The following is a 20,060-nucleotide window of genomic DNA, read 5'->3' on the forward strand; positions in this document are numbered from 1 at the left end:
GCCGGGCAGGGCGCCGCTGCGGCCGAGAAGGCACAGGAAAGACTCTTGCCACCCACGGTCACGGACATGGTGGGACCGCCGACGGTTGGCTCCCGGTCGCCCAGGACGCTTGCGGGTGTCCCCCGTCTTCGTCTGAAGGACACCAGCTTCCCCAGCAGCTCGCGCGAGTGAAAGCGGCTCTCGTTCCCGGGCAGTCGGCGGCGAGCTTGCGCAGCGCAGTGCGGTGGAGGTCCAGCGGGGGGGGCGGGCGACATCACACCCTGCGAGACCCGCTCGTGACCCGAAAACTTCGCTTTTTCTGGAGGTAGCACTCCGGTTTGTTCAATATCTGTGTCCGCGAGGTGAGAGTTTGGCGGACCGCGTAGTGAGAGTTCCTGCCGCAGTGAGCGCGGTGGAATTATTCAAGCGACAGAGGCCGCTGCGGCGTGCTACTGTCGATCTCAGTTGCAGTTGTGGTTCCCGAACTTCAAGGGCCCCCACTCGGCTCCAGCCGACGGGTGCGTTTTTTATTCCGGTCATTTTCCGGACGGGGTAATCATTGCGGCGACACGGCGTCCGCACAGTGCGGATCCCGATGTACTGCCCCAAAGGAGATATGACATGGCTACTGGCACCGTGAAGTGGTTCAACTCGGAAAAGGGATTCGGCTTCATCGAGCAGGACGGTGGCGGCCCCGACGTGTTCGCCCACTACTCGAACATCGCCGCCCAGGGCTTCCGCGAGCTGCTCGAAGGCCAGAAGGTGAACTTCGACATCGCGCAGGGCCAGAAGGGCCCGACGGCCGAGAACATCATTCCGGCCTGACACTGACGCACAATTTGAAGCTGGGGCCCGCATCCTTCGGGGTTGCGGGCCCCAGCCGCATGCACTTCCCGCAGCGGTCTCACCGGCGGGATGACGCGGACAAATCCGCGACCCCGCCACGCGCGGATCCCCGTTCAGCGATGCAGAAGCATCGTGAAGAACCATACCGAGGCCGGCACCCGGATTTTACACATCCCGGCGCGTCGCCTATTTCAGCACCTGCGCCCGAGCATTTCCCCATCGGCCAGCTGCGTTTTTACTATCGGTCCATACTTGAAATTCTCCATGCCGCTCACCGCTGCGGGAATTCCTTGATATGCGCCGCATCGAGGAAGGTTCCGCATGAACCGCACACGCACGAACGACCGCTTTGACCGCCCCCGCGGTGCCAGTGCCGCCGCTGGAAAGGGCGCCGGCCGCTCCGGCTCGGCGCCGCGCCGTTCCGGCGGGCCGAACCGTTCCGGCGGTCATGGCCGCCGGCCCGCAGCGCTGCGGGGTGAGTTCGCGCCCCCCAAGACGATCACCGCCGCGCTGCCCGCCGTGGAGAGCTTCGCCGATCTCGGCATGCCCGAGCAGCTCCTGGCCGAGCTCGGCAGGCAGGGCGTGAGCGCCCCGTTTCCGATCCAGGGCGCGACGCTGCCGAACTCCCTGGTGGGCCGTGACGTCCTGGGCCGCGGGCGCACCGGTTCCGGCAAGACCCTCGCCTTCGGCCTCGCGCTGCTCGCCCGTACCGCCGGACAGCGTGCCGAGCCCCGACAGCCGCTGGGGCTGATCCTCGTACCGACGCGCGAGCTGGCGCAGCAGGTGACGGATGCGCTCACTCCGTACGCCCGCTGCGTCAAGCTGCGGATGGCCACGGTGGTGGGCGGCATGTCGATCGGCAGGCAGGCCGGCGTGCTGCGGGGCGGCGCCGAGATCGTCGTCGCGACCCCGGGCCGGCTCAAGGACCTCATCGACCGTGGTGACTGCCGGCTGGACCACGTGGGCATCACGGTGCTGGACGAGGCCGACCAGATGGCTGACATGGGGTTCATGCCGCAGGTCACCGCGCTGCTGGACCAGGTGCGTCCGGAGGGGCAGCGGATGCTGTTCTCCGCCACCCTGGACCGTAACGTCGACCTGCTGGTGCGCCGTTACCTGAGCGATCCGGTCGTGCATTCGGTCGATCCGTCGGCCGGTGCGGTCACGACGATGGAGCATCACGTCCTGCACGTCCACGGCGCCGACAAGCACGCCACCACCACGGAGATCGCCGCCCGCGACGGCCGCGTGATCATGTTCCTGGACACCAAGCACGCCGTCGACCGGCTCACCCGGGACCTGCTCAACAGCGGGGTACGGGCCGCCGCGCTGCACGGCGGCAAGTCGCAGCCGCAGCGCACCCGTACGCTGGCGCAGTTCAAGGCGGGGCACGTCAGCGTGCTGGTGGCGACCAATGTCGCGGCGCGCGGCATCCACGTCGACAATCTCGACCTCGTCGTCAATGTCGACCCGCCGACCGATCACAAGGACTACCTCCACCGCGGTGGCCGGACCGCCCGCGCCGGCGAGTCCGGCAGTGTCGTCACCCTCGTCACGCCGAGCCAGCGCCGCGGCATGGTCCGTCTGCTGTCGGACGCCGGTATCCAGCCGCAGACCACCCAGGTCCGCTCGGGCGAGGAGGCGTTGAGCCGGATCACCGGCGCCCAGGCCCCGTCCGGCATCCCGGTCGTCATCACCGCGCCGGTGGCCGAACGCCCTCGGCGCAGTGCCTCCTCCCGGGGCCGGCGCCGCTCCGCCTCGGCGGCCCGGCGTGCGCCCGTGCGCAAAACCGTTGCCGATGCGGCGGCCTAGATTCATCTGCGATCAGAAAGCTCACCCATCTCTGTAGGAGGCACCTTTTGACGCTGGTTCGGATGCAGACCCGCCCGACGATCGACAGCGCCGTGCACGGGGAGGTGATCGACGTCGTGGAAGCGGCCGGACCGCAGGTCTGGGACGACATGAGCGTCGAGGTGGCCTTGTCCGTCATGGCCGCCGCCCGCACGGGCCGGCTGGTCGTCTGCGATCAGGACAGCCAGTGCACCGCTCTGGTCACCCAGAGGGAACTCACTGCCGTCCGCGACAGCTCCGCATACACGGACCGCGTCCGCCTGCGCGACGTCCTCGGTGTCCACGCGCCGTTCGCCGCACCCGTGACCACGATGGCCGAAGCCGAGCACGCGATGTGCACCCGTCGGCTCAGTGACCTGACGGTGGTCGATGAGCAAGGCGAAACCCCGGGCGTCCTCGCCCCCTCCCGTTGAACGGCCCCGCCCCGGCCAGGCCGTTCTTCCCCTCTCCTTGTGAGGTCACATGCGCTGCGTCATCGCCCGCTTCCCCTTCGAGCTCACCAAGAGCGGCGTTCTGGAGTCGATGAGGGGCATCACGCCCGAAGCCGGCACCGGTGAATCCGTGACCATCGGCCGCCGCCGCTATCCCGTCAAGCAAGTCGGCCAGGTCATCACCCGCCAGGACCGCCGTGATTTCACCGCCGGCGAAGTCGTCCGGGCCATGACGCGGCTCGGCTTCACCTGCCACGCCCTCCCCGAGGCCACACCCGAACGCGCCCTCAGCCCGCTCCAGCACGCTTCCGCGATGCTCGGCACTCCCCTGACTGCCTGACCGGGGGAAACGGCCGCGAGCCGATACGGGGACAGCGTGTGGGCCCGGCCGGAACGTCTCGGCCGGGCCCACACGGCTTGCAACGGGTCCCCGGCACTCGCGGAACTCGGACGAACCTTTGTGAGAACGACGGGGCGTGGCATCCGTGGCCCAAGGCGGCTCCGGGCCCGGGCGAAAGCACTCAAAACATACAGCCGCCCTGCGGGCAGCGTGCGCGGGCGGCAGTCACGAAACTTCTGAAGACCGCCCGGCCCCGTCCGTCTCAGGGCTCGGTCGGCGGGTTCGGCCGTTCGGCGGCGCGGCGGTATTCGGCGTTGATCCGCTGGGCCTCTTCGAGCTGGTCTTCGAGGATGATGATGCGGCAGGCGGCCTCGATGGGGGTGCCCTGGTCGACGAGCTCGCGGGCGCGGGCGGCGATGCGCAGCTGGTAGCGGGAATAGCGGCGGTGGCCGCCGGCGGAACGGAGCGGGGTGACCAGGCGGGCTTCGCCGATGGCGCGGAGGAAGCCCTGAGTGGTGCCGAGCATTTCGGCGGCCCGCCCTATGGTGTAGGCGGGGTAGTCCTCGTCATCGAGCCGGTCGTACGAGTCGTCTGCTGTCATTGAACCTCTCTCATCGCGCGCGTCGAGGGGCCCGGATGCCGCATTGGCACCCGGGCCCCGAAGGAACTACTACACCATCTGCCGGCCTTGGCAGTGCGCCGGCCTTCTGTGTCCGCGGACCCGGCCGAAAGGCCGCCGGGACTGCGGGGATCGCGGTTGCTTGACCGGAGACCACCTCACTATCGATGTCCTGCGGTACCCGGGCCTCAGACGTGCGCCCGGGCGATCCTGATGGCGATCGCTCCTCCGTTCTTCCCTCGGTGATCAACTGCTCTACTGCGTACTGCTGGTGATGCGAACTGCTCTGCGGCCTGTGACAGCGCCGCTTTCCGGCAGCCGGCCCATCGCCGTCCTGTACCTGCTGCGGCATGGAACCCACCGCCTTACGCCCCGGTGCGCGCGCCTGCAGCCGACGCCTTCACCGAGGTACTGCTCACGGCGGCCCCTGATCACTGCGGGCCACCCAGTGCGGCCGTCAGTCCCGTCACCGTCCTGCGTCAACCGTGGCTTCGGAACTCCACCGCCGCACCGTCCTGCGTGCTGCATGTGCGGGTCCTGCTGCCCGGCAGTTCGTCTCTGCCGGGCCCTGCGGTCTCTCTGGGTTACGAGAGAAACCATAACCGTGCCACCACCCAATGTCTACCCTGACCGACATAGATTTTCGTTCGGGCGGCGGGGAGGCATTCGGCTTCGGGCAGTGCCGGGGCTGGGGCACGGCCCGCACCGCCTGAGTAGCAGCCCGCAGGCCGGGCGCACGCACCGGACAGGCAGGACCGGACGTTGTCGATCCAGAGACCAAGTGACCTGACGGACACGGTGAGCGCCGGCGTCGCCCCTGCCCGCTCCGGGGACTCCGCCGCCGATGCCCGTGAGCGCGCCCGGGCTTCCTGGACGGCCGGGCCCGGGCCGGCCGCCCGGATCGAAGAACCGGCACACTGCCACCCGCTTCGACGTGGGCACAACAATCAGTGGGCACAAACAGTGACCAGAGGCCCCCGTCGAACGGGACCGGGCACCTCAAGGGCGAGCTCAGAGGCGGGTGTCCGGCTGGTCGAACGGAATGACCGTTCGGTACTTGCCGCCAGGCGTCTGCCGGGGTGGTTCCTCGGCACGCTGGACCGAAACGTGGTCGAGTTTGTTGTCGGCGAGGAGGCGGGTCAGCTCCAGGTGGGCGCTCTGCCACACGCGGTTCGGGTCGGCGTCGGCGGTCGGCAGCAGACGTACGCGCAGGGTCGACGGGGCAGTCTGCTCGACCTGGAACAGCTCGACCCCAGGAGTGCGGTCGAAGAGGGTGCCGAAGGCCAGAGGGGCGAGCTGTACGGGGGTGCCGCAGCGGGTGGGGAAGGTGAGGATGTCGCCTGCGCGCCCTCGCACGCGGATCGCGGGCAGCGGGTTGCCGCACGGGCACGGGTCGGGCCGGAGCAGGACGCTGTCACCGAGGTCGTAGCGCAGGAACGGTTGTACGCGGTTGGCGAGGTTGCTGATCAGCACGGTGTGCGAGAACTGGCCGGGCGGGGTGGGCCGGTGATCGGCGTCGACCGGTTCGAGCACGGCCCAGTCGCTGTTGACGTGGTACCAGCCGCGAGCGCAGCTGTGACTGAGGTAGGTGCACTCGGTCGCGCTGTACATCGCACGGACCGTGGCGCGAAAGGCGCGGGCGATCCTGTCGGTGTCGTCCGTGGTCATCGTCTCGCCGGCCGGCTGTATCAGCACCGGGTCGATACGCAGGCGGCCGGCTTCCTGCTCGGCGGTGAGCAGCTTGATCGTACTGGCGTAGCCGATGACGAAGGCGGGACGGTAGTCGTTGAGCTGGGCCACCAGCTGCGCCATCGGTGTGTGCACCGGGAAGGCCCGGATCAGCTTGCTGCGCCACCCTCCCGCTTGGAGCGTGCGGGAATACGCGGCGAAGCCGACGTAGTGTCCGCCGGTGGCCACCAGTTGGGCGAAGCGGCCGCCGTGAGCGGCCGCCCGGAGGAGGCCGGCGGGCCCCAGCCATGTGGCGAGCGCACGGGAGGTGAGTGCGGCTCCCACGTCCATGTACCGGTCGTCGAGGACGAAGAGGCCGCGTCGGCCGCTGGTGCCCGAGGTGGTGGCCACCATGTACTTCCCGTGGAAGCGCTGTCCGATCCGGTCGGGATCGTCGCTGAAGGCGCGCACCTTCTCGTACGTGATGGCGCGGTCGGCCACCCAGTCGTCGAAGTGACCCATCAGTTGCTTCTTGTCGGTGACCGGCAGCAGCGTCGGGTCCTCCACCCGCTCGGGCAGCCCGCGGTAGAGGTCGCGGTAGTACGGGGAGGCGGCCCGGGCATGGGCGACCATGTCTGCCAACCGGTCGCGCTGCCGCCGCGCGACGGCGGCCATACCTGCCTTGCGAGCCTTGCGGGCGTCGCGTCCAAGCCACGTTAAGGTCTCGGTCATCGTGCGGTACTCCCTTGGCTTATAGGGGTCGACAGCCCGACCTGCCCCAGGACGGCCAGGAAGTAGGCTTTGACCTCTTGCGCGCCGGTGGTGTCGGGGTGTGCGGCGAGGTGCTGCAAAGCGGCGCCGCTGAGCAGCTGCTGAAGGATTTCCGGGTCACTGTCCGGGGGAAGCTGCCCGGCCGCGCGGGCCCGCTCCAGAGTGGCGCGTACTGCGAGGCTGCGGTGGCTGCCGTACGCCTTGTGGTAGGCGCGCAGCAGTTCGGGGAGGTCGTCGACCGTGCCGTAGAGGCGGCGCATCAGCCTTCGCGCGCGGGGCTTGCCGAGGTGCTCGGCCCAGGCCGTAACCATGCTGTCGATGTCCGGCCAGTCCATCGAACCGGAATCCACATCCCGGTACTCCCACTCGACCGCGCGCACCAGCAACTCGGTCAGGGTCGGGAAGCGCCGGTACACGGTGGCGCGGGTCACTCCGGCGCGGCGCGCCACCTGCTCGATGCTGGCCAAGCCGGCACCCCGCTCGATGAGCAGATCGAGCGCCGCCGCGAGAATCGCCTCGTCCGCCTCCCGGCTGCGCGGGCGGCCAGGGGCCTTGACGGCCGGGGTCGACACGGCGGGAGCACTTCCTTCGGGAACGTCATTGTCAGACTTCACAGGAATAGAATACAGGTCTGCTCTGTATTCTATTGCGCCGGCTCATGCCGTGTCAGCACTGCCATCAGCGTCTCCTGCCCCCAGCCGGGGCCGCACCGGCGTCCGGCCAGGTCTGCTGGTCGTGGACGTCCAGGAGGTCGTACTGCGGCACCGGAAGAACGGCATGATGTCGGAGCTGCTGCTGGAGTCCGGCGTTGGTACGTGAAACCGGACGATGGGGCGAAGGCGGTCAGCCGGGCGGAGGCGCACGCATGTCACGACGTGCCAGGACTGAGTGCCCGCCGACTCCTCCGTCCCGGTCCTGGGCAACCAGCGGCAGTGACAACGCGGTCGAGGCCAGGCTGCAGTTCGCAGGCGGCGGCCGCTCGGGCACACGCAAGCCCAGAGGACGGGCGCGCGTTCGTCCTCTTCTTCGCCGATCCGGGGCCTACCCCCCGTCAGCACACCGGTACGTCCCGTCAGCCCCACGGCCAGGTGGCTGCACCGACGGGTGCGTCGGTATCCAGGACGGGCCATCTGACCGCTTCTCTCACGCAGGACGTGAAGTGCCTCGTTCCGGCAGATGGAATGCCGGTGCGCCTGAATCACGGTTGGTCAGCGCAGTATGCCTCACATTCCATGTGTGGTAGGCAGGCAACGGCTCCCCGGAGAAGCATTGCCGGAACCGGCCACCGCCGCGCCCAAGAAGGGAAGCCGATCCTCAGGGCATACCCCGCCCAACTGCATCGGCGCATAAGGAGAGCTGGGCCCCAGCGTCGGCTTCGTGGCCTACAAGAACGGCCCTATTGTCCAGAAGCCAGAAGAGCAGTCCACCTCCGACGTCATAGCGGTCTTCCCCACAGGCGAGCCCGATTCCGAACACCCGACGATCGATGCCCTGCGGGACCGCTTCACGGTTATAAATGCCTCGCCGAACGACCCCTACCTGAACGGCACGTCGGCTGCTGATACTCGACTGAAGAACACCTCGTCGCCTTCACAACGAAGATGTCGTTTGCCATTCCTTCCCCAGGGGCCACACTGGAATGAGACCGTGCCAGGGAATCGACGATGACGTGATAGTCAGGCAGACCCAAGCAGAAGCCCGCACGTCACACCGACAGCTGGTGTCGGTGTGGCGACGCCGGGTGCGCGGCTCCCGGCTGCTACCGCTGGAGACACCCTCGGCGACAGGTTGACTCTGCACGATCTGGTCGCCGACGGGCTACGAGTACCTCATCCTCAAGGCCGCTTTCGAGGATGCTCGGCTCGCTGCCGTACTCGTGAGCAGATGGCGGACAGCCGTGCGCAGTGAAGCCGCACCCGAGATCCTCGGAAGTAGTGGGTCAAGGCTGGGTGTGCAGAGCGGTGGCGGGTTTGTGGCGGGCGGGGCGGGGTGTCCGGAGGTTCACCAGTCGACGCATTTGAAGGCCATGCCGATCCAGGCGCCGGCAATGGCGCCGATGCGTCCGTCGGTCCACATCTTCTCCAGCGACTTGCGCTTGGCGCCGTACTGACGGGCAAGTTTGCGGTAGTTCTCGCACGCCTTCGCCTTTGCGTCCGGGCGCGAGCCGAGCTCGGGGTAGGTACTGCTGCCGTACGGGTCGTTGATGACCATGCCGATCACCGGGGCCATGCCCTTGCCGATGGTGTCGGAGTTCCAGAGCCTCTTGCGGTCGTTGGTGGTGACCTTGCGGCCCTCGTCGTCGATCAGGTTCACGCGCAGCTTGTCGCCGTCGGGGGTGCCGTGCCCGCCCCGGTACTTCCAGGTGACCAGTTCGACGGTGTACTTGTTCTTCTGCCAGTTCCAGTTGTCGAAGTCCAGGCCGGCGAAGTACGTCAGGTTGCCGTCCTTGGCGTAGTAGTTGACGCCGCCGCCGACCCCGCCGCCGCTGCTGTTGATCATCTGGATGCGGCCGCTGGCGCCTGCCGCGATCGACTTGGGCGGCACACCGTAGGGGTACTCGCCATCGACTCCGTTGCCGGTCGACCACGACGGAGTGTTACCCGCGATATGACTGCGGGACAGTTGCAGGGTGTGACCGGTGTTGTTGTAGATGACCACCGTGGTCGTCGGGGTGAGGTACGTTCCGGAGGGCATGCCGGCGGCCTGAAGCAGCGGGGTGAAGCTGTAGGCGCGGCCCCAGGCCGACTGCGGCGGATGCGCCGGCGGCTTCGGCCGCACCACCGCCTGGGCCCCGGCTGCCTCGGCGCCGGGCAGCAGCACGGCCGGCGTGAGCGCGGCCCCCGCCGCCACCACGGCGACCGCCCATCGTCCGCGCCGCCCGAACCGGAAATTGCCGGTATGCATCAACATCGTCGTCGCTCCTTCGGCCCCGGTCACACACCGCGGCACCGCAGGAAGAATCCCGTGCGTCCCTCCCCGCGACACCCAGCAGCCCCCAACTCGACTCGAACAGTCGAACGGGGAAGCCCGGTCGTTCGGGGCGTAGGTGGTCGCGGCGCTGCCGTGCGGAGGGTCGGCGGGGCCGCCGGGGACGACGTCTGCCCTGAGCCGCGGCGCTGGTGTCCCCGCCCGGCTGCCGTCCCGCCCGGCTGTCCGGTGCCGCCCTGATGTCAACGTCTCCTTGCTGTCGGCGTCGCCCGCCCGCACCGGCGACGGGCGGCAGCAGCGAGGTCCCCTGACCCGCGGTGAACGACCCGCGCCACGGACACGGGCTCTGTGACGGCGACGGGCTGGACTGCCCCAGCTTCGTTATCAGACCAGCGCCCCGCCGTCGATGCGGGTGAGCGGCGCCCGGGCCTCCGTGCCGCGGAAGTAGCGCCCGTGCCTCCGTGACGCGGAAGTGGTGCGTGCCGAAGGCGGCCATGGCCGCATCGTGGGCAGCCGTGGCCCGGGCACGTGCCTCGTTCGTACGGCCCAGTCCCAGAAGGGCTGTGGCGTCGATCAGCTCGCCCGCGCCGGCGGCCCCGGACTTGTCCGGCCGGTCGGGCAGGTCCCAGCACAGTGCCCTGGCCCGCTGCATCTCGGCGAGCGTCTCTTCGTCACGTCCCTGGCCGTTCAGGCTGCGCGCCAGGCCGAGCCGCAGGGGCGCTCGTACAGCCCTCCCGTGATGCGGGGGTCAGCGAGAGGCCCGTACCTGAACGCGGGGTAGGCAAGCGTTTCGCAGGCCATAGTCTCGGCTTGCGTGTCACTGGGCTTCCGGGCGTCCACGCATCTGGGCTCCGACTCCGGGCTCCGGGCTCCGGGCTCCGGGTGACAACCCTGACCGATATTCGAGGGAAGGGCGCTCTGTGGGGGCCTGCGGCGTCGTGCCTGAGCGTTCGGGTCCCGAGGTAGGGCAGCTGGCTTTGCCGCGCGTACGCGAGCGCGGGTTCAGGGGCGTATATCGAATGTGCCGACTGCCGGTACGCCACCGCCGGCGGACGTCCCAAAATCACGTGCAGTCTTCGCCGGGTCATGCTGGGGTTGTTCGCTGTGAATGCTCATTTCCCCGTGCAAGCCGACTTGCTGGACAGGATGGAACGGAACCTGGCGGAGCATGCCTGTCACCTGCATCGGAGCATGGCCGGCGCAGTCGTCACGGAGACGGATGACCTCTTGGTCGCCGACAGCGGTCTGGACGACGATACGTTCAATATCGTCGCCACCGCCCGCTTCGCCGCCGCCACCGCACCGGCACGTATCACCGAGACCGCTCAGGCGCTGGCTCGCACCGGCCGCCGCTTCTCCTGGTGGGTGGGTCCTGCCTCGACACCCCCGGACCTCACCGATCGCCTGACGGCCGCCGGTCTGCCGGCGTCCGAACGCGAGACGGCCATGTGGGCCGAGCTGGACGACACCCTGCCGCCGCCCGCCGCCCACGGACCGGACATCCAGGCAGTGGCCACGCCAGAACAGCTCGCCGACTACGCCGCGGTTCTCGCCGCGCTCTGGGACCCACCCGCCGACACCGTCCGCCGCTTCTTCACCCGGGCCGCCCCGCAAGCACTGGCCGCGCACTGCCCGGCCCGGTACTTGGTCGGGTACGTGGAAGGCCGTCCGGTCTGTTCGGCCGAAGTGTTCCATCACGCGGGCGTTGCCGGGATCTACAACATCTGCACCCTGGCCACCCACCGCCGGCGTGGTTACGGCGGTGCCATCACGCTCGCCGCGCTCCGCACGGCCCGCGACCGAGGCCACCGCATCGCGGTCCTTCAGGCATCCGCCGACGGCGAGCCCGTCTACCGCCGCCTGGGGTTCCGCTCCTGCGGCCAGTTCACCGAACACGCCATCAATCCCTGAATTACCCGAACCCCGCTCCCCCACCCCACTGTCCCGTGCCCTTCTGCCCACTACGGCACTGATCACAACCGTTCGTTGATGGCTGTTACGAGGACAGTGGCCCCGTTGCGTCTGCCGCAGCGGTCCCCGTACCGCCATGACAACTACGGCACGACAGAGTCCGAGGGCGACAATCGCATCTGCACCTACAACCTCATCCAGGAGAACGGCGCCCGTTCCAATCGATCCCCTACTCGGGCAGGCATGAGCACTCCCCCGCCCCTGTCAACCTCTGGGCTCGCCCGGAAGCCGCCGCGAATCTCGTGCCGCCGGCAGGATGAGGGGCGTTGTATGGACCGCTGCACGCCGGACAATGGGACGCCTGGCGGTGTCAGCCGAATACATCGGCGCCCCTTCCACGCAGGCGTCAAGGGCACCTGCGTGGAAGGGGCGCCGATTTGTTCCAAGTGGTCACCCTTGGAGGTTGACCGTTTCAGGCCTCGTGAGCCCCGACCGAGAACGCGCCCCAAAGAGAGAAGACCACCTTCAGCATCCATACTTCGGTCCGCTGCGACAACTATTGGTTGTGAACGGCAGGTCTTTAGGTTGTTTGATCGCGCGTTCTGCAGGTGATGGGATCGCCACATGTCCACTCGCACAGACCAGGTCCTCTACGTCCAGACATCCGAGTTCGCGCGCCATGCGGAGCGAATCGTGGAAGTGACCGACGCGACGTCTCGGCTGAACGTGCTGCCGTTCAGTGACAGCGAAGGTCGCACTGAACTACTTTCAGTTGTGTTCGGTGGCCCGCTTCCGGAGTCGGTGACGATCTACCCGCCGTTCTTCACCGAGTACGGGCTGAACACGACGTTCGGAGAGAACGTCTTCGTCAACCAGGGATGCACGTTCATGGACAAGGGCGGGATCCGCATCGGCAACGGTGTCATGATCGGCCCGAAGGTGAGCCTCATCACCGGGGGTCATCCTCTGCCCCTCGCCGAGCGTCGCGAGTATCTTTCCTTCGCCCCGATCGTCGTCGAAGACGACGTCTGGATCGGGGCGTCTGCCGTGATCCTGCAGGGAGTGACCATCGGCGCCGGTGCCGTGGTCGCCGCCGGGGCGGTGGTGACTCGCGATGTTCCTGCCCGCACCCTGGTCGTGGGAGTCCCCGCTCGGGTGATCAAGGCGATCGACTGAATCCGGCCGGGCCACCGGCCTCCAGCATCCTCAACCGGCCCGGACGTGGACGCTGGAGGCCATGTCTGCGGCCCGGTCCCAACGCCCCGTCAGGCCCGGCCGGCCGACCGGCAGTGGGACCGACCGGCGTCGGTCACCGTGGCAGAACCTGGGGGCCGACCACCGCAGGATCGTAGAGGCGACCGTCTACCGGCACCGGATGCGCTGGTTGGGGCTGACGAAGAGCCTGCTCTTCATCGTCGTGAGCGGGCTTGTGATGCGCGTTGTGGGAGGGCCCGGCGTAGCGTCAGCTTCGGCGTACCCGCTCGGGCCGCTGTCCTGCCTGATCTTCGAGCAGGAGTGGGCGTACGGGCTGGAACGCTTGGTCAGTTGCGCCCGGTGGTGTCCGAGTGCCGGGGCCAGCGACCGTCGGTTCATGGCGGCAGCGTAGTGGGAGGGGCACTTTGTTCCGCCTCGCAGGAGGGGCCCTCCGGTCCGCTCCGCATCCCTCGTCCGACCCCCTCCGACCTGCACCGATGTAGCATTCAGCGAGTTCTCGCACGCGGTTCCCGGCCAGGCCGCGGGACGGCATGGCCCCCCGCGCTCCGTTTCCGCGTCACCGTGATGCGGTATGGGCAGACTTGATCGACAGTCAGCCCGGACCGCGGTGCTCAGCGCCGCCGACAGCAAAGGACAGACGACGTGGCCGTGGACGCCGCCCCCTCCGTCACAGCGAGGCCGATACCCCGCGTGCCGGGCGCCTTGCCCCTCCTCGGGCACGCTCCGACGCTCATCCGCGATCCTTTCCGCTTCTTCCTGTCGCTGCGGGAGCACGCCGACGACCGCGGCCTGGTACGCATCCGACTCGGCCGGATGCCCGTCTACATGGCCACCACTCCCGAGCGGCTGCACGAGGTCCTGGTGGACAAGGGCCGGTGGTTCGAGAAGGGCCGGTTCTTCCAGCGTCTCAAGCGATTGGCCGGCGAGGGCCTGAGCACCGCGGACGGGGAGCTGCACAAGCGCAACCGCCGCTTCCTGGCCCCCCTGTTCGGCGCGCAGCGCATCAAGGACTACTCCCTGGTCATGAGCCGCAACGCGCGGCGCCTGTCCGCGTCCTGGCAGCCCGGCCAGCAGGTGGACATCTACGAGGAGTCCGCCGCCTACTCGATCGACTCCATCGCCATGTCGCTGTTCAGCACGGAGGTCGGAACGCCGGCGGTGGAGACGATCCGTACCGAACTGCCGGTGCTGTTGGACATGCTCCTCAAGCGTGCTGCCTCGCCGAGGATCCTGGACCGCCTGCCGGTGCGCTACAACCGCGTTTTCGACCGGGCGTCCGCGCAGTTGACCGGGGTGATCGACCAGGTCATCGCCACCGCACGCGCCGGCGGCCACGCCGAGGAGCACGACGACCTGCTCGCGCAGTTGCTGCGGGCGCAGATTCACGACGACGTCCCGGTCCGCCTCAGCGAGGTCCAGATCCGTGACGAGGTGGCCACGCTGCTCTTCGCCGGGGCCGAGACCACGGCCTCGACCCTGGCCTGGGCCTGGCACTACCTGGCGCACCATCCCGAGGTCGACCGGCAGGTGGTGGCCGAGGTCCTGGAGGTCGTCGGACCCGACCGCCCGGTGACCATCGAAGACGTGCCCCGGCTGACCGCGATCCGCCGGGTGCTGGACGAAGTGATCCGCCTGCACGGCGTCACGTTCCTGATGCGCCGCAGCATCGCGCCGGTGACCCTCGCCGATGTCACGCTGCCCGCGGGCACCGAGGTGGCGTTCAGCATGTACGCCATCCACCGCGATCCCGAGGCCTTCGAGGACCCCCACACGTTCAACCCGGACCGGTGGCTGAACCCCGAGACCAAGCGGTCGTTCCTGCCCTTCGGCGGCGGCAACCGCAAGTGCATCGGCGATCAGTTCGCCCTGGCCGAGGCCACCATCGCCGTCGCGGAAGTGCTGCGCGACTGGCGCATGACCCCCGCCGACGGCCACACTCCGCGGCAGGTGATCTCCGCTGTCGCCCGGCCCGACCGGGTGCCCATGACGGTGCGGCCGCGTAACCCCGTAACCGACCGGCCGGACCGGTGATCAGCCTGGGTGATCAGCTTGGGAGCGCGGGCCCGGAACAGCTTGGGAGCGCCGGCCCGGAACAGCCTGGGAGCGCGGGCCCGGAACAGCCTGGCAGGCGGCCTCCGTGGCCGACTGCCGCAGGCGGACAGGTTCCTGACGCTTCCTGACGCCCTCCCCAGTCACCAGACCTAGCCCCAGCTCCACCTCCACCCCCAGCCCCAGCCCCAGCCCCAGCCCCAGCCACGATTCGGCTGATCATGTATCCGGTGGGGCGGTAGGCTGCTGGCAATGCTGATCATCACGCCCTGTGTGCCGTGCCGTCGCACAGGGCGTGAGGTGTCCCAGCACCGGGGGAGCCGGAAGCCACAGCGCGACAACGGCGGGCTGGGCAGCAGGGCCCGCTCGCAACGCCGCTGGGAGGCACCATGACGTATCCAGACCCCCGTTCCTCGTCCGCGCCGACACCGCCTCCCGGCTGTCCCGCGCACGCCCAGAACGCCGACGGTCCCTGGCAGCGGATCTACGGCCCCGACGCCGAGCCCCTGGGCCCGGTGCTGGAACGGCTGCGCATGCAGTACGGGGACGTGGCGCCGGTCCTCGTCCCCGGCGATATCCCGGCCTACCTGGTCCTGGGCTACAACGCGATACGCGATGTCATGCAGAGCAACTCCCGCGTGGTCTGCGACTCCCGCCGCGGCCGCGTCTACCAGGACGGCCGGATCCCGGCGGATCATCCGCTGGCGCCGATGACCGCGTACCAGCCGGTCGTGGCGTTCGAGGACGGCGTGCCGCACGCCCGTCTGCGCAGCGCCGTGGTCGACAGCCTGGACTTCAACCGGCACTCCCTGCGCCGTTACATCGGCCGCTACGCCAACCGCCTCATCGACTGCGTGGCCTCCCGCGGCACCGCCGACCTGGTCACCGAGTACGCCGCGCAGCTGCCGGCCCTGGTGATGGCCTGGATGTACGGCATGCCCGAGGAGGAGAGCCCCGCCCTGGTGGCCGCTGTGCGGGACCTGAGCAGCGGCAATGAGCGGGCCGCCGAGGGCAACGCGTTCGTCACCCGCACCATGGAGGAGCTCGTGCGGCGCCGGCGGGCCGGTGAGGGCGCCGACAACGCCATCGGCGGCCGGGACTTCGTCAGCCGTCTCCTGGACCACGAGGCGGGCCTCAGCGAGCAGGAGGTCGTCGAGCACCTGCGTATGATCTTCGTCGCCGGCTACACGCCGACGGTCGCGCTGATCGCGAACACCCTGCTGGTGCTGCTGACGCAGCGCCAGTTCAGCCATGACCTGACCAGTGGCCAGATGACGCTGCCCGAGGCCCTGGAGCGCGTGCTGTGGGACCACCCGCCGATCGGGCTGCTGCCCACCCGCTGGGCGGCCGGGGACATGACCATCGCCGGCCAGCGGATCAAGGCCGGAGACATGATCGTCCTGGGGATCGAGGCGGCCAACACGGACCCCGCCGCCCGGGAGCCCGGACGCCCGGTCGTCCACAACTCGGGGCACCTCGCCTTCTCCACCGGCCCCCATGAGTGCCCCGGCCGCGACATCGGGCAGGCCATCGCGGAGACGGGCATCGACATCCTTCTGAGCACGCTCAGGGACCTGGAACTGGCGGTGCCCGAAACCGAGCTGCAGTGGCAGTCGGCCTGGGTCTCCCGCCGCCTGCTCTCGCTGCCCGTGACGTTCACCCCGCCGCGGACCGCAAGAGTACGCGCTCCTCAGCCGGAGGCCGTCGGCGTGGGGGTGGGGGTGGGCACCCGCTAGCAGTGGGCCGCCTCAGGCGGTGGCCATGCTGCGGGTAAGAAGGCCGGGCGGGGGCGCATGCGGCTGCGGCCGCTGACAGCTCCGTACGGGGCGACCCGACGGTCGACAGCGAGCGGAGCCGTCGGCGTCGAGCACGCTGGGCATCGAGAGTACGGCGTTCCGTGAGCCTGCGGCCGGACCGGCGGGTGGCCGGCCCGGCCGCAGGTAGCACGCGCGATGACGAAGCCAGGGGGAAGGGCGGTTCCGTCCCCGTGACCTTCCGGGCGCCCAGTGGCCGGATGCCGAGGACGGCCCCCGGCCCGTCTCCCCCACCACACATCCGCGTACAGCCGCCGGTGCTCCCGAGCTTCGGGGGCCGTGCCCGGCAGCGGCCCCGCCAGCGGCGGCGGGCGGTGGCTGAGACGGTACGAACAGAACGAGGTGACGAGGTGACGAGGTGTCGGCCCGCTCGCGTCATCCGAAGATGACCGAGCGCACCTTCAGCCGCTCCGATGCACCGCCGGTGTGCGGCCGCAGGCGGTAGGAGTCGCCTTCGCAGTCGGTGCCGGTGAAGACGGTCGCCCAGGCGTCGGTGCGGTTCTGCGGCGAGTGGCCGGGCTGGGGGTTCTCCTGGCCGACACCGTGGAGGTTGATGCACCGGCCGCTGGGCGGGTTGTTGAGGAAGCCGCTCGCCTCGTCCCCCTCGACGGTCACATAGGAGTAGCGGAACTGCCCGGAGGCCGCCGAAGCGGAACCAGGGACGGCGGCCAGGAGCAGGGCGGCGCCGAGCACAGCGGTCACAGCGGAGCGAAGACGCATCGACGGTTTCCTCTGCGGTTGGGAAGGGCGGTTGGGAAGGTTGCCGCCTGCACCTCTGCCCATCCCGGCAGACGCACATCCACACATCACCCCTATGGAGGACAGGCGGACACGCGGACACGCGGACACGCGGACACGCCGTACTCCGCCCTGCCCCGACCAGCACCGGCGGTCACGCGGGACGGCACCCGACCCGAGCCAGATCCCGACCCGAGCCATGTCCCGACCCGAGCCAGGTCCCGCCCCGAGCCAGGTCCCGCCCCCCGAGCCATGTCCCGCCCCGAGCGATCAGACCCGCTGCAAGATCAGCACGGTGTTGTGTCCCCCGAACCCACAGGAATTGCTGGCGACAGCGTCCATCCGGTGCGGGCGCGCGGCCTTGGTGACGACGTCTAGAGCGATATCGGGGTCGAGACGCTGGAGGTTGGCCGTGGGCGGGACGGTCTGGTGGTCGAGGGACAGGGCGGCCAGTGCCGCCTCGATCGCACCCGCCGCGCCGAGGGGGTGGCCGGTGACTCCTTTGGTGGAGGTGACGGGGGGCGGGTGGCCGTCGAAGACGCGGTTGAGGGCGGCGCCTTCGATGCGGTCGTTCAGCGGCGTTCCCGTGCCGTGGGCGTTGACGTGCCCGATGTCGGAGGTGGTGAGCCCGGCGTCGGCGAGGGCGGCCGTGAAGGCCCGTTCGATGCCCACGCCGTCGGGGTGGGGGGCCGCGTAGTGATAGCCGTCGGTGGCGGTGCCGTACCCGCTGAAGTGCGCGCGGGGCCGGGCACCCCGGGCCCGGGCGTCGGCCGCGCGTTCCAGGACCATCAGGCCGGCGCCCTCGGCGAGGACGAAGCCGTCGCGGTCCACGTCGAAGGGGCGGCTGGCGCCCTCGGGGTCGTACAGGCGGGTGGAGAGCGCCCCCATCTGCGCGAAGCACGCGGAGGGCAGCGGGTGGCAGGGGGCTTCGGCGCCGCCGGCGAGGGCGATGTCGCAGCGGCCGGCCAGGAGCAGGTCGCGTGCGGTGCCGAGGGCGGTCGCGCCGGAGGCGCAGGCGGTGGTGACGGCCATGCTGGGGCCGTGGGCTCCGAGGGCGATGCAGATCTCCGCGGCCGCGGCGTTGGCGGTGGTGCGGGGGATCAGGAGCGGGGAGAGCTTCTCGTAGGCGCCGTCGATGAGTTTGCGTACGGCGGGGATGACGAGGTCCTTGCTGTCGTAGCCGACCCCGACGACCACGCCGACCCGGGCGCCGTCCCAGGTGGCCGGGTCCAGGCCGGCGTCGTCGACGGCCTGCCGGGCGGCGGTCAGGGCCAGGTGCGTGAAGCGGTCCATGCGCCATACCTGCGGCCCGAGCGCGGCTTGGACGTCGAACGGCGGGACCCGGCAGCTGATGGGCACCGGCACGTCACCCAGGGACGGGTCGGCAGCGGCGGTGGGGGTCCCGGAGCAGACCGTTTCCCAGGTGGCTTCGGTGCCGACCCCGGCGGGGGTGACCAGGCCGATGCCCGTGACGGCGATGTCGTCGCCCTTCATGCGAGCGTCTCCGGAACCGGGGCGGGCTGGGCCTGTTCGACCGCGGCCGCCGCCTGGGCGAGGGTGACCTGGAGGGACTTGAGCGCCTCGTCGCCCGTGGGGACGCGCAGGCCCAGCTCGTCCTGGAGGACGCAGAGCAGTTCGACGACGGCGAGGGAGTCCAGGCCGATGTCCTCCAGGGTGGCCTCGGGCCGGATGATGTCGTCGGGGATGTTGAAGTGGCTGGTCAGTACGGACTTGACTGCTTCGTAGACAGGCGTCATCGGACTTCCTCGGTCGTCGGGACGAGAACGGGCGGCGGCCTCACAGCCGCAGCGTCATCAGGCCGGCGCTGCTGCCGGCGGCCAGACCGATGAGGGCGACGAGGTCGCCGGGATGGGCCCGGCCGGTTTCGAGGGCGCGGGTGAGCTGAAGGGGCAGGGAGGCGGAGGCGACGTTGCCGTGTTCGGGGAGGGTGATGATCAGTTTGTCGCGGGGGACGCCGATCGCCGGGCCGCACAGTTCGTCGAGGTCGGCCAGGGCGACCTGGTGGGCGCCGATGAAGGCGAAGTCGTCGAAGGTCACGCCGAGTTCGTCCAGTGCGCGGTGCAGGTGGGTGCGGCCGAGGGTACGCAGGCTGTCGCGCATCCGGACGCTGTCCATACGGAAGCAGGCGGCTGCTTCCGGGCCCGAACGGTGGCGCAGGGAGGCGATGCCGCCGTGCAGCACGGTCGCCGAGGGCCAGGCCGCGGAGTCGGCGGCGAAGCGGCAGCCGAGGATGCCCCGGGGCGGCAGCGGGCGGGGGGTCTTCCGGGCCGTCCACAGGAGTGCGGCACCGGCGTCGGAGAATCCGTAGGCGGGCAGAGCGCGGGCGAACGCCGCCGCGTCGGGGACCCGTAGCTGGGCGGAGACGGAGGGCGCCTCACCGCAGGTGATCAGGACGGTGCGGTACCGCCCGGACGCGATCAGGGCCTGAGTGATCTCCATGGCGTTGAGGACGCTGTTGCAGGCGTTCTTCACGTCGAAGACCGGGCAGGTCAGGCCGAGCTTGGCGGCCACGACGTGGGACGTCGCCGGTTCGATCATGTCCTGGCTGGCCGCCGCGAAGATCATCAGGTCGATGTCGGCGGGCCGGATCCCCTGGTCGGCCAGGAGTCTGCGGGCGGCGCCCGCCGCCAGGTCGGACGCCTGCTGGTCGTCGTCGATCAGATGGACGCCCGTCACCCCGGTCAGCTGGGTGATCAGCCCGGGAGGCGGGGTGAAGCCGCCGCTGGCGGCCGCGATCTGGGCCTCCCGTTCGCCCATGCTGACCCAGCGCTCGGGCAGGTACGTGGTGGCCCCCGCCAGGCAGGCCCGAAGGTCGCTCATGGCCTCACGCTAGGGCGGCACCACCGGGCGCCACGGCGTCCCACGCCGTTGATGTGTTT

At 69.7% G+C, this 20,060-nt stretch carries 17 protein-coding genes; 9 read left to right on the forward strand and 8 right to left on the reverse strand.

The features are described 5' to 3' along the window. Nucleotides 1-600 precede the first annotated feature (600 nt). The 4 genes from CP973_RS21625 to CP973_RS21640 all read left to right on the forward strand — a co-directional run bounded on the left by CP973_RS21625 (nucleotide 601) and on the right by CP973_RS21640 (nucleotide 3,447). Nucleotides 601-804, forward strand: coding sequence for a cold-shock protein (locus CP973_RS21625; RefSeq protein ID WP_150244034.1), 204 nt, complete (start codon nucleotides 601-603; stop codon nucleotides 802-804). 342 nt (nucleotides 805-1,146) lie between these two features. Then, nucleotides 1,147-2,637 (forward strand): DEAD/DEAH box helicase, encoded by a 1,491-nt coding sequence (locus CP973_RS21630; protein ID WP_150244035.1) that lies wholly within the window; start codon nucleotides 1,147-1,149, stop codon nucleotides 2,635-2,637. A gap of 47 nt (nucleotides 2,638-2,684) precedes the next feature. Then, the gene (locus CP973_RS21635) at nucleotides 2,685-3,089 is read left to right on the forward strand and encodes a CBS domain-containing protein (RefSeq protein ID WP_150244037.1); all 405 of its coding nucleotides are present in this window, start codon (nucleotides 2,685-2,687) and stop codon (nucleotides 3,087-3,089) included. Nucleotides 3,090-3,138: 49 nt separating this feature from the next. Beyond that, nucleotides 3,139-3,447, forward strand: a complete 309-nt coding sequence (locus tag CP973_RS21640; protein ID WP_150244039.1) for an SCO5918 family protein — start codon at nucleotides 3,139-3,141, stop codon at nucleotides 3,445-3,447. A 262-nt stretch (nucleotides 3,448-3,709) separates the two neighbouring features. On the opposite strand, the gene CP973_RS21645 is transcribed toward CP973_RS21640, so the two are convergent. The 3 genes from CP973_RS21645 to CP973_RS21660 all read right to left on the reverse strand — a co-directional run bounded on the left by CP973_RS21645 (nucleotide 3,710) and on the right by CP973_RS21660 (nucleotide 7,077). After that, nucleotides 3,710-4,048, reverse strand: coding sequence for a MerR family transcriptional regulator (locus CP973_RS21645; protein WP_150244041.1), 339 nt, complete (start codon nucleotides 4,046-4,048; stop codon nucleotides 3,710-3,712). 1,029 nt (nucleotides 4,049-5,077) lie between these two features. Next, nucleotides 5,078-6,466 (reverse strand): phenylacetate--CoA ligase family protein, encoded by a 1,389-nt coding sequence (locus CP973_RS21655; RefSeq protein ID WP_150244043.1) that lies wholly within the window; start codon nucleotides 6,464-6,466, stop codon nucleotides 5,078-5,080. After that, the gene (locus CP973_RS21660) at nucleotides 6,463-7,077 is read right to left on the reverse strand and encodes a TetR/AcrR family transcriptional regulator (RefSeq protein WP_208853280.1); all 615 of its coding nucleotides are present in this window, start codon (nucleotides 7,075-7,077) and stop codon (nucleotides 6,463-6,465) included. The genes CP973_RS21655 and CP973_RS21660 overlap by 4 nt, the downstream gene beginning before the upstream one ends. Before the next feature lie 91 nt (nucleotides 7,078-7,168). Here CP973_RS21660 and CP973_RS40120 point away from each other — a divergent pair, with 91 nt between their 5' ends. Then, entirely contained in the window at nucleotides 7,169-7,324 is a 156-nt protein-coding gene (locus tag CP973_RS40120; RefSeq protein WP_167538481.1) for a hypothetical protein, read from the forward strand. 1,182 nt (nucleotides 7,325-8,506) lie between these two features. Here the strand turns inward: CP973_RS40120 and CP973_RS21665 are convergent. After that, entirely contained in the window at nucleotides 8,507-9,415 is a 909-nt protein-coding gene (locus tag CP973_RS21665) for a hypothetical protein (protein WP_150244046.1), read from the reverse strand. Nucleotides 9,416-10,579: 1,164 nt separating this feature from the next. Here CP973_RS21665 and CP973_RS21670 point away from each other — a divergent pair. The 4 genes from CP973_RS21670 to CP973_RS21685 all read left to right on the forward strand — a co-directional run bounded on the left by CP973_RS21670 (nucleotide 10,580) and on the right by CP973_RS21685 (nucleotide 16,344). Next, nucleotides 10,580-11,344 carry a GNAT family N-acetyltransferase gene (locus CP973_RS21670; RefSeq protein WP_150250023.1) on the forward strand — a complete coding sequence of 255 codons (765 nt, stop codon included), beginning with the start codon at nucleotides 10,580-10,582 and terminating at the stop codon, nucleotides 11,342-11,344. 624 nt (nucleotides 11,345-11,968) lie between these two features. Continuing rightward, entirely contained in the window at nucleotides 11,969-12,520 is a 552-nt protein-coding gene (locus CP973_RS21675) for a sugar O-acetyltransferase (RefSeq protein ID WP_150244048.1), read from the forward strand. A 729-nt stretch (nucleotides 12,521-13,249) separates the two neighbouring features. Continuing rightward, entirely contained in the window at nucleotides 13,250-14,590 is a 1,341-nt protein-coding gene (locus CP973_RS21680) for a cytochrome P450 (RefSeq protein WP_150244050.1), read from the forward strand. A gap of 407 nt (nucleotides 14,591-14,997) precedes the next feature. Further along, complete coding sequence (locus CP973_RS21685) at nucleotides 14,998-16,344, forward strand: cytochrome P450 (protein WP_244409926.1); 1,347 nt, start codon at nucleotides 14,998-15,000, stop codon at nucleotides 16,342-16,344. A 453-nt stretch (nucleotides 16,345-16,797) separates the two neighbouring features. Here CP973_RS21685 and CP973_RS21690 read toward each other — a convergent pair whose 3' ends face one another. From CP973_RS21690 to CP973_RS21705, 4 genes are all read right to left on the reverse strand, one after another. Then, entirely contained in the window at nucleotides 16,798-17,142 is a 345-nt protein-coding gene (locus CP973_RS21690; RefSeq protein WP_150244052.1) for a hypothetical protein, read from the reverse strand. A 288-nt stretch (nucleotides 17,143-17,430) separates the two neighbouring features. Continuing rightward, entirely contained in the window at nucleotides 17,431-18,654 is a 1,224-nt protein-coding gene (locus CP973_RS21695; RefSeq protein ID WP_150244054.1) for a beta-ketoacyl-[acyl-carrier-protein] synthase family protein, read from the reverse strand. Continuing rightward, the gene (locus CP973_RS21700) at nucleotides 18,651-18,917 is read right to left on the reverse strand and encodes an acyl carrier protein (protein WP_150244056.1); all 267 of its coding nucleotides are present in this window, start codon (nucleotides 18,915-18,917) and stop codon (nucleotides 18,651-18,653) included. Before CP973_RS21700 ends, CP973_RS21695 begins: the two co-directional genes overlap by 4 nt. A gap of 40 nt (nucleotides 18,918-18,957) precedes the next feature. Continuing rightward, the gene (locus tag CP973_RS21705) at nucleotides 18,958-20,001 is read right to left on the reverse strand and encodes a 3-oxoacyl-ACP synthase III family protein (protein WP_150244058.1); all 1,044 of its coding nucleotides are present in this window, start codon (nucleotides 19,999-20,001) and stop codon (nucleotides 18,958-18,960) included. Nucleotides 20,002-20,060 lie beyond the last annotated feature (59 nt).

Source organism: Streptomyces albofaciens JCM 4342, from assembly GCF_008634025.1.
GTDB classification, from domain to species: domain Bacteria; phylum Actinomycetota; class Actinomycetes; order Streptomycetales; family Streptomycetaceae; genus Streptomyces; species Streptomyces albofaciens.

Bases quoted from the DNA above. Each gene is read 5' to 3' on its own strand.
- CP973_RS21625 (WP_150244034.1), top strand. From the start codon at position 601: ATGGCTACTGGCACCGTGAAGTGGTTCAACTCGGAAAAGGGATTCGGC.
- CP973_RS21630 (WP_150244035.1), top strand. From the start codon at position 1,147: ATGAACCGCACACGCACGAACGACCGCTTTGACCGCCCCCGCGGTGCC.
- CP973_RS21640 (WP_150244039.1), top strand. From the start codon at position 3,139: ATGCGCTGCGTCATCGCCCGCTTCCCCTTCGAGCTCACCAAGAGCGGC.
- CP973_RS21645 (WP_150244041.1), bottom strand. From the start codon at position 4,048: ATGACAGCAGACGACTCGTACGACCGGCTCGATGACGAGGACTACCCC.
- CP973_RS21655 (WP_150244043.1), bottom strand. From the start codon at position 6,466: ATGACCGAGACCTTAACGTGGCTTGGACGCGACGCCCGCAAGGCTCGC.
- CP973_RS21665 (WP_150244046.1), bottom strand. From the start codon at position 9,415: ATGTTGATGCATACCGGCAATTTCCGGTTCGGGCGGCGCGGACGATGG.
- CP973_RS21670 (WP_150250023.1), top strand. From the start codon at position 10,580: ATGGAACGGAACCTGGCGGAGCATGCCTGTCACCTGCATCGGAGCATG.
- CP973_RS21675 (WP_150244048.1), top strand. From the start codon at position 11,969: ATGTCCACTCGCACAGACCAGGTCCTCTACGTCCAGACATCCGAGTTC.
- CP973_RS21685 (WP_244409926.1), top strand. From the start codon at position 14,998: ATGACGTATCCAGACCCCCGTTCCTCGTCCGCGCCGACACCGCCTCCC.
- CP973_RS21690 (WP_150244052.1), bottom strand. From the start codon at position 17,142: ATGCGTCTTCGCTCCGCTGTGACCGCTGTGCTCGGCGCCGCCCTGCTC.
- CP973_RS21695 (WP_150244054.1), bottom strand. From the start codon at position 18,654: ATGAAGGGCGACGACATCGCCGTCACGGGCATCGGCCTGGTCACCCCC.
- CP973_RS21700 (WP_150244056.1), bottom strand. From the start codon at position 18,917: ATGACGCCTGTCTACGAAGCAGTCAAGTCCGTACTGACCAGCCACTTC.
- CP973_RS21705 (WP_150244058.1), bottom strand. From the start codon at position 20,001: ATGAGCGACCTTCGGGCCTGCCTGGCGGGGGCCACCACGTACCTGCCC.